Origin of the sequence: Desulfogranum marinum (assembly GCF_963675105.2) — a bacterium.
GTDB lineage: Bacteria > Desulfobacterota > Desulfobulbia > Desulfobulbales > Desulfobulbaceae > Desulfogranum > Desulfogranum marinum.
This window is the reverse complement of record NZ_CAXXRO010000004.1, coordinates 998476-1007500: the sequence shown is the minus strand read 5'-3', so window position 1 is coordinate 1007500 and position 9025 is coordinate 998476. Positions and strand designations below refer to the sequence as shown.

At 46.9% G+C, this 9025-nt stretch carries 3 protein-coding genes, 2 tRNA genes and 2 rRNA genes (1 of these 7 cut by a window edge); 2 read left to right on the top strand and 5 right to left on the bottom strand.

The window, feature by feature from the left end; translation table 11 throughout:
* The 4 genes from ACHZCY_RS13360 to ACHZCY_RS13345 form a co-directional block, all read right to left on the bottom strand.
* Positions 1–945 (bottom strand): 23S ribosomal RNA (locus ACHZCY_RS13360) (it extends 2007 nt beyond the left edge of the window).
* Between the two features lie 232 nt (positions 946–1177).
* Positions 1178–1253, bottom strand: a tRNA-Ala gene (locus tag ACHZCY_RS13355).
* Positions 1254–1417: 164 nt separating this feature from the next.
* Positions 1418–1495 (bottom strand) — tRNA-Ile (locus ACHZCY_RS13350).
* A 77-nt stretch (positions 1496–1572) separates the two neighbouring features.
* Positions 1573–3129, bottom strand: a 16S ribosomal RNA gene (locus ACHZCY_RS13345).
* The 16S and 23S rRNA genes sit together here with 2 tRNA genes alongside, the layout of an rRNA operon.
* Before the next feature lie 741 nt (positions 3130–3870).
* Here ACHZCY_RS13345 and ACHZCY_RS13340 point away from each other — a divergent pair.
* Together ACHZCY_RS13340 and ACHZCY_RS13335 are read left to right on the top strand one after the other, a co-directional pair.
* Positions 3871–5619 carry a bifunctional aspartate transaminase/aspartate 4-decarboxylase gene (locus ACHZCY_RS13340; protein ID WP_319549233.1) on the top strand — a complete coding sequence of 583 codons (1749 nt, stop codon included), beginning with the start codon at positions 3871–3873 and terminating at the stop codon, positions 5617–5619.
* Positions 5620–5737: 118 nt separating this feature from the next.
* The gene (locus ACHZCY_RS13335; protein WP_319549232.1) at positions 5738–7132 is read left to right on the top strand and encodes a glutamate decarboxylase; all 1395 of its coding nucleotides are present in this window, start codon (positions 5738–5740) and stop codon (positions 7130–7132) included.
* A gap of 491 nt (positions 7133–7623) precedes the next feature.
* On the opposite strand, the gene ACHZCY_RS13330 is transcribed toward ACHZCY_RS13335, so the two are convergent.
* A complete protein-coding gene (locus ACHZCY_RS13330) occupies positions 7624–8676 on the bottom strand; it encodes a methyl-accepting chemotaxis protein (RefSeq protein WP_319550220.1) in 1053 nt (350 codons plus the stop codon).
* Between the last annotated feature and the right edge of the window lie 349 nt (positions 8677–9025).

The following is a 9025-nucleotide window of genomic DNA, read 5'->3' as shown; positions in this document are numbered from 1 at the left end:
ATGGAGTTGGTAATCCGGTGGGACCCCTAGTCCAAGCAGTGCTCTACCTCCGTCAGTCATTTCGCGAGGCTATACCTAAATATATTTCGGAGAAAACCAGCTATCACCGAGTTTGATTAGCCTTTCACTCCTATCCACACCTCATCCAAGCAGTTTTCAACCTACAATGGTTCGGGCCTCCAGTCGATGTTACTCGACCTTCACCCTGGACATGGATAGATCACCCGGCTTCGGGTCTACCCCATGCAACTCGACGCCCTCTTAAGACTCGCTTTCGCTGCGGCTACACCTAACGGCTTAACCTCGCTGCATAGGATAACTCGTTGACTCATTATGCAAAAGGCACGCTGTCACCCAAATAAATTTGAGCTCCAACTGCTTGTAAGCTGACGGTTTCAGTTTCTATTTCACTCCCCTCCCGGGGTTCTTTTCACCTTTCCCTCACGGTACTGGTTCACTATCGGTCACTAGGGAGTATTTAGCCTTGGAAGATGGTCCTCCCAGATTCCCACAAGGTTTCACGTGTCTCGTGGTACTCGGGGACACCCTAGGGTGAATCAAGATTTCGCGTACCGGACTATCACCGTCTATGGTCGGCCTTTCCATACCATTCCGCTATCTCTCATCAATCCCACATCGGGGCCCCACAACCCCTACAAGCAAGCTCATAGGTTTGGGCTAATCCGCGTTCGCTCGCCGCTACTGACGGAATCTCGTTTGATTTCTATTCCTAAGGGTACTGAGATGTTTCACTTCCCCTCGTTCGCTTTTATTACCTATGTATTCAGTAATAAATGATAGAGTTTGAACTCTACCGGGTTGCCCCATTCGGAAATCTCCGGGTCAAAGCCTGTTAGCAGCTCACCGAAGCTTATCGCAGCTTTCCACGTCCTTCATCGCCTCCTAGTGCCAAGGCATCCGCCGTCAGCCCTTAGTAGCTTAACCATAAGTCTTTTGTAAACTAAGTTATAACTCTAAACGCTATTCTTGTAGTACTCCCTCTCATGCATGCTTATTCTCACACTGACCTGACGGCCCTTGGTGAACATACAAAAAAGGGTCTACGATTTAGATACCCTGCTATTCAATTGTCAAAGATCTGTAAACTTATCTAAAAGTTTAAAGTTAGCACATGATTACTAAAATATAATCATAGGCTAACCTTATGCTTTTAAAATGGTGGAGGTGAACGGGTTCGAACCGATGACCTCCTGCGTGCAAGGCAGGCGCTCTCCCAGCTGAGCTACACCCCCGTTTTAAACACTACTACATGCCCCATCTTTGTTTGTTGTTCTCAGCCCGCATAGCATACCTATAGCGATCTGAGAACAACAAACAAACCTGAAGCACGTAGAAGCGTTTAAATACGCTCTCAGCTAACTCCAGAAAGGGGAGTAAAACCTGGATCAACTCAACCTGGTGGGCCTAGGTGGACTTGAACCACCGACCTCACGCTTATCAGGCGTGCGCTCTAACCAAGCTGAGCTATAGGCCCATGACCTTGATCTCTCAAAACTGAACAGTAAAACAAGCGGGGTTGATCCCTTTGCAGTCTATGCTGCATATCCTTATAAAGGAGGTGATCCAGCCCCAGGTTCCCCTAGGGCTACCTTGTTACGACTTCACCCCAGTTACCAGCCATACCTTGGCAGCCTCCATCCCGAAGGTTTGGTCAACTGCTTCTGGTACAACCGACTCCCGTGGTGTGACGGGCGGTGTGTACAAGGCCCGGGAACGTATTCACCGTGGCATGCTGATCCACGATTACTAGCGATTCCGACTTCATGGAGTCGAGTTGCAGACTCCAATCCGGACTGAGACCGGCTTTACGGGATTCGCTTCAGGTCGCCCTGTCGCTGCCCTTTGTACCGGCCATTGTAGTACGTGTGTAGCCCTGGTCATAAAGGCCATGAGGACTTGACGTCATCCCCACCTTCCTCCGGTTTGACACCGGCAGTCCCTTTAGAGTGCTCAGCCGAACTGCTAGCAACTAAAGGCAAGGGTTGCGCTCGTTGCGGGACTTAACCCAACATCTCACGACACGAGCTGACGACAGCCATGCAGCACCTGTCACCAAGTTCTCCGAAAAGCACTCTTCTATTTCTAGAAGATTCTTGGGATGTCAAGACCAGGTAAGGTTCTTCGCGTTGCATCGAATTAAACCACATACTCCACCGCTTGTGCGGGCCCCCGTCAATTTCTTTGAGTTTTAATCTTGCGACCGTACTCCCCAGGCGGTCAACTTAATGCGTTAGCTGCGGCACAGAGGGGATCAACACCCCCTACACCTAGTTGACATCGTTTACGGCGTGGACTACCAGGGTATCTAATCCTGTTTGCTCCCCACGCTTTCGCACCTCAGCGTCAGTATTCAGCCAGAAAGTCGCCTTCGCCACTGGTATTCCTCCTGATATCTACGAATTTCACCTCTACACCAGGAATTCCACTTTCCCCTCTGATACTCAAGCCTAATAGTTTCAAATGCACTTCCACGGTTAAGCCGTGGGCTTTCACATCTGACTTATCAGGCCGCCTGCGTGCCCTTTACGCCCAGTAATTCCGAACAACGCTTGCACCCTCCGTATTACCGCGGCTGCTGGCACGGAGTTAGCCGGTGCTTCCTTTAAAGGTACCGTCAAACATAACAAGTATTAATCATTATGCATTTCTTCCCTTTTGACAGAGCTTTACGACCCGAAAGCCTTCCTCACTCACGCGGCGTCGCTGCGTCAGGGTTGCCCCCATTGCGCAATATTCCTCACTGCTGCCTCCCGTAGGAGTCTGGCCCGTGTTTCAGTGCCAGTGTGACGGATCATCCTCTCAGACCCGCTAACCATCGATGCCTTGGTAGGCTCTTACCCCACCAACTAGCTAATGGTACGCAGACCCCTCCTCATGCAGTAGCTTAAATCAGAGGCCACCTTTTCTTATTACGCTTATGAAAAACAAGAACATCCGGTATTAGTCCACCTTTCGGTGGGGTATCCCAGACATAAGGACAGGTTATCTACGCGTTACTCACCCGTGCGCCACTCTACTAGAATTCCGAAAAATCCGTTCGCGTTCGACTTGCATGTGTTAAGCACGCCGCCAGCGTTCGTTCTGAGCCAGAATCAAACTCTCCAGTTTATATCCTAGCCACAATCACTTACGATTGGACTTACTTACTTCAAAAAAACCAAAATCAATTGGCCCGCTTGTTTACTGTTCAGTTGTCAAAGATCAAAGCCACTCATAAAATGGCCGATAGCAAGAGCTATTTAAATTACGCCATACTTTCAGTATGTTACCGAAAGCATAGCTCGTTACCCTGTGTGGCCGGAATTGATGTGGCCGCGTCGGGAGCGGTGAAACTACCTTAACTCTTCTTTTAAGTCAACCCTTTTTCTTTGTCTCCAATCAAAAAAAATCGTTTTATGAGCGAGACGGTGTTCGATTCTTATCATTGAGGCTGTTGATGACTCCTTGAAGGATGGAAAAATGTCTAGGTTCCATTCGTATTTTGCATCACAATAACGAGTTGTTACACGTTTCCCATCGCAGGCTTTTATCAGACTACCTTAGACCACCAGCTGAAATATCTTGTTTTTTCTCTTTTAACTTTTTTTTGAATCCGGCCATTCTCTGACTTTCAGTGCCGAATTAATATCCAGAAGCTATGATGCAAAAACTTTACCTTGGAATAAGCTGCCCATCCCGTTGCTCTGGATACCCTTGATCGCTTGCAAGTTGATGGCACGAAGGCAGAGATCGAGTTGTTCTTTTCCTTCAGTAGTAATTATTTGACAGTAAGATCCTGTTTGTCATACACTTTTTTCAATGCGCCAACCGTAAAGTATTTTTAACCTAAAATGAGTAACAGGAGAATATATGTCGGAAACAATGCATCCATACCTGAAAGAGGTTGCCGAAGAAGCCAAGCAAGGCCGAGTAAGTCGACGCGACTTTTTCAAATATGCTGCCATTTGTGGCGTGTCTCTGAGTGCAGCAGGCAATCTCCTTGGCTTGACAGCAGCAGAAATAGCTCAAGCGGCTGCCGTTATTGACTGGAAAGCATTAGAACAGGAAAGTCCGTTTGAAATTAAGAATCTCTTGATCAAAAAAGCCCAGGATGCGTGCAGCAAGCCAGGAGATGCAATCTTAAACGCTGGTCGGGGTAACCCCAACTTTTTAAATACGGAAGTGCGCCAATCCTTTGCCCTATTAATTCAAATTGCTGCTGAAATGGCCAAAAAAGGATCAGCAGTTAAAGATGTTGGTTATCGGCTGGATAAGAACGGTATGGCAGCCAAGGTGCAATCTGCCATTGCCAAAAAACAAGATGAGCCTGGCGCTGCATTCCTTACCCAGGGGTTTAATTATGCTATTAAAAACGTTGCCCTGGATGCGGATGATCTTGCCTTTCAATTGATCGACGGTATCCAGGCTGACTTTTACCCAGATCCTCCCCGTGTTTTTCCAGTAACTGAACATATTGTCCGCCAGTATTTGAATCGTGTCGTTTTCAGTGGCAACCCACCGCAGGGTGATTTTCACCTTTTCACCACCGAAGGCGCGACTGCGGCCATGATTTACATCTTTAATTCTCTTCGGGAAAATATGATTTTGAGTCCCGGTGATAAGGTTGCCATTGTCACCCCTGTTTTTTCACCTTATCTAGAGCTACCATTGCTCAATGATTACGGCCTTAAAACCGTATACATACAAGGCCGAGAAGACCTCGGCTGGCAAATACCGGATTCGGAAGTGGCCAAGCTAAAGGACCCTGCGGTTAAGGCACTCTACATGGTCAATCCGACCAACCCCACCTCTGTCTCCTTGAATGCGGATACGGTCAAACGCATGGCTGACACTATCCGAAGCCATAACCCAGAGATGGTCATCATCTCCGATACGGTGTACGCCAGTTTTGTTGATGAATTCAATACCTTTGGTAAGGAATTGCCGGAAAATATTTTAGGCGTCTATTCCTATTCGAAATACTTCGGTGTGACCGGCTGGCGGTTAGGAGTGGTGATGGTCCATGAGAATTGTATCGTCAACCGTTTAATTAAAAAGTTGCCCAAGGATAAGCAGGCAATGTTGGATATGCGATATCGCCTGACATCGACCAGACCTGATGATATTCTTTTCCATGAACGCCTGGAAATGGATAGCCGCCAGGTCGCACTGGCACATACAGGTGGCATATCAGGGCCGCAGCAGGTGGCAATGTGTTTGTTTTCTCTCTATGAACTTCTTGATGAAGACTATGTGTATAAAAAGTCCATCATGGATATTCTCAAAAAGAGGTGGACAGCCCTCTTCCATGCCATAGGTCTCCCCGAGCCGCAAGGCAATAACCTAACCCGCTACTACGCCCTCATTGATTTACAACAATTGGCTGATAAGATGTATGGACCTGCTTTCACCAAACAATTAGCCGAGAGGAATCCATTGGAATTTCTCTTTAAGTTAGCCGAGAATCACCGTACGGTTTGCCTGCCGGGCAAAGGCTTTGCCGGACCGGATTGGTCCTTGAGGGTAGCCCTAGCCAATATCAACGAGGCCGACTGCCGGAATGTTGGTCGAGCAATAGTCGAGGTCATGAAAAAGTATAAACAACTCCTGACAGCCTAATTCAACGCCTTTTATTTGCATAAAGCCGAAATTCTACAAAATATGAATAGCCCCTTCAATAAGCCCAGAAGGTGCAATTCCACAAGGCCGCTACAATTGGGTTAAAGGAGAGCCAATCATGCCATTACATTACAAATCTACAGTCGAAGGAAAACTATTCGATGATATCTATGCCTCTACCGATCTTTCGGTGAGCCTCCCAAAATACAAAATACCCAAAAATGAACAATCTCCTCGTCACGTCTACCAAGTAGTGCATGATGAATTGATGCTTGATGGCAATTCCCGCCAGAACCTCGCTACCTTCTGCCAGACCTGGATGGAACCGGAGATCCGTCAATTGATGGATGAATGCATCGACAAAAACATGATTGACAAGGATGAATACCCTCAATCCGCTGAAATTGAGTCTCGCTGTGTGCACATGCTGGCTGATCTCTGGAATGCACCCCAGGCAACAAAGACCCTTGGTTGTTCCACCACAGGTTCCAGTGAAGCTGCCATGCTTGGCGGTATGGCCATGAAGTGGCGCTGGCGCGAAAAAATGGAAGAACTAGGCAAACCCGCAGATAAACCGAATTTGATCTGTGGTCCGGTGCAGGTATGCTGGCATAAATTTGCCCGCTATTGGGATGTGGAATTGCGGGAAATCCCCATGGAGGGTGATCGTTTAATCATGACTCCCGAAGAGGTGGTCAAGCGTTGTGATGAAAACACCATTGGCGTAGTCCCGACCCTGGGGGTAACCTTTACCTGCCAGTATGAACCGGTAAAGGCTGTGAGTGACGCTTTGGATCAATTACAAACAGAGACAGGCCTGGATATCCCCATCCATGTGGATGGAGCCAGTGGCGGCTTTATTGCCCCCTTTATAGAACCTGAATTGCTCTGGGATTTTCGGTTGCCGCGAGTACAATCAATCAATGCCTCCGGCCATAAGTTTGGTCTTGCCCCCCTTGGCGTTGGCTGGGTGGTGTGGAGAAGTGAGGAATACCTTCCTCAAGATCTAATTTTTGAAGTGAACTATCTAGGCGGCAACATGCCCACTTTTGCCCTGAATTTTTCTCGACCTGGCGGCCAGATTGTTGCTCAATACTACAATTTCTTACGTCTTGGGATCGAGGGGTACAGGAAAATTCACCAATCGTGCTACGATACGGCACGCTATCTTGCCGATCAAATCGAAAAAATAGGCATCTTTGATATCATCTATAATGGCCGTGGCGGTATCCCTGCGATGAGTTTCTGTTTGAAGCCCGAAGTATCGCCTGGATTCAATCTCTTTGATCTCTCGGATCGTATTCGCAGCAGAGGATGGCAGATTGCCGCCTATGCTATGCCGGCTGAACGTGAAGACCTGGTGATTATGCGAATTTTGGTTCGTCATGGGGTCAGCCGAGACCTGGCGGATTTGCTTTTGGATGATCTACAACGGTGCATTGCTTATTTTACTAAAAATCCAATGCAGCATGGTAGTGGTTCCGAGGAATCTTCCGGTTTTTCTCATGGTTAGCACAAATTCCTAACCCGAATTTCTCATGAGCCTTTTAGTTTTCGACTTAAGTTATTGATATTTATACAAAATACGGTAGCGCTAAAAAAACAGACTGTTTTTTCGTCGATAATCAAAAAACTCACCCTCCGGGTCAGCGGATTTTTCCGCAGACTCTTTGTTGCAGGCCATTTGCGGTAGCTTACTATCGGAGTCTACCTTACCTGCTGCGTGTCCTGCGCCTCGATCTGCGAAAAACTTCACTGATGAGAAATCCGGGCTAATGGTAAAAATGGTGTTACCGGTACAAGGAGACTGTCAGGAGCTTTAAAAAATTGTATCGCCAAGACGCGTGCGGGCAATGCAGCCTAAAAAATGCTCCGACTCTGATTAGCTGTAGAAGTTTAGATCAAATCTAAACCTCTACAGCCGATACGTCCCTTTTCATTCATGTCATCAACCTTTTAAAAAAAGTAACCAGAATAAATAAATTTTACCTCAACATTGACAACCTATACCTTAAATCTCTCTACTGTCTTATTGAGCTTCTCAGAGAGATTTGATAATGCCGAAGACTTCTCATTGACCATTGATGAGCTTTGGAATATTTCTTCAGCGGCAAGGGTCACATCATCGATATCTTTAGCAATTTCGCTAGCAACATTCGTGCTTTGCGCGACATTAGCGTTCACCTCTCCTATCCCCAGGGAAACCTGAGCGACATTTTCAGCTATCTCACTGGTTGCAGCAGACTGCTCCTCAACCTTATTTGATATCAAGCCTACAATATCATTAATCTGGGTATTCACTCTTGTGATAGTCCCTATCTCCGCCACAGTCCCATCCGTTGATGATCTAATATCTGAGACAATTTTTTTAATCTCACTCGTTGCATCTGCGGTTTGCTTCGCCAACTCCTTAATTTCGTTTGCTACAACTGCAAAACCTTTTCCCGCTTCTCCCGCTCGGGCAGCTTCAATAGTAGCGTTCAGGGCCAGTAAATTAACCTGTTCTGAAATTTCTGTAATAGTTTCTATTACATGCTCCACTTCCGAGGCAGCTGCACCAAGCTCTTCTACCTGCTGGGAGGCTTTTTGAGCCTGCGATACTGCTTCGAGGGTTATATCTCGTGCATTATCCGTATTCTCAATTACTTCTGAGAATATGTCTGCTATTTGCTGTGCATTGTCAGAGACCATCGTAACATTGGTGGACGCCTCCTCCATAGCCGCAGCGATTGAAGTCATATTCAAACTCATTTCTTTTCCTGCCTCAGCAACCCCCGAGGCTTTCTCTGACGATTGCCCGGCACCATCAGCCAGCGACGAGGCAATACCCAGCAAACTCGAAGAAGAACTGTTGAGCAATTCAAGATTGTCTTTTATTTCATGCACCATGCCTTGTATTTTCTCAACAAAGATATTGAAATTCTCAGCAAGCAGACCAACTTCATCCCTTGATGTAACAGTTATCCGGCCACTGAGATCACCTTCTCCCTCTGCAATATCCTTCATCCGGTTAACTATGTGAAGAATTGGTCGAACTATTGATTTATGGCAACACATATTATCACAACCAATCCTAATGCCCCCAGGATCAGTTTGACTCTCAGACTTTTCCCCATCTCTTTCCATTTAGCACAAAATATATGGCATCGAATAGCTCTTCGAAAAACATGCATCACCCAGATGCGTCGACCGCCCTCACTCACTGTGAAAGCATGTAACTCTTTGAGCCTATGGAAGGATCTTTCTTATGTCAAATAATAATGGTCACGGTGGTATCCCTGCTATGAGTTCCATTCTAAAATTGGTGTGATCAGCCGGGATTAAATCTTTTTGATGTCTCAGATTATATCTGCTGCCGAGCGGTGGCCCACTCCTGTCCTTCATGGTTGGTTTACAATGCCGGGCC

What these genes read in the sequence shown, in the direction of transcription:
- ACHZCY_RS13340 (WP_319549233.1), top strand. Translation starts at nt 3,871, where the DNA reads ATGTCGGAAACAATGCATCCATACCTGAAAGAGGTTGCCGAAGAAGCC.
- ACHZCY_RS13335 (WP_319549232.1), top strand. Translation starts at nt 5,738, where the DNA reads ATGCCATTACATTACAAATCTACAGTCGAAGGAAAACTATTCGATGAT.
- ACHZCY_RS13330 (WP_319550220.1), bottom strand. Translation starts at nt 8,676, where the DNA reads ATGTGTTGCCATAAATCAATAGTTCGACCAATTCTTCACATAGTTAAC.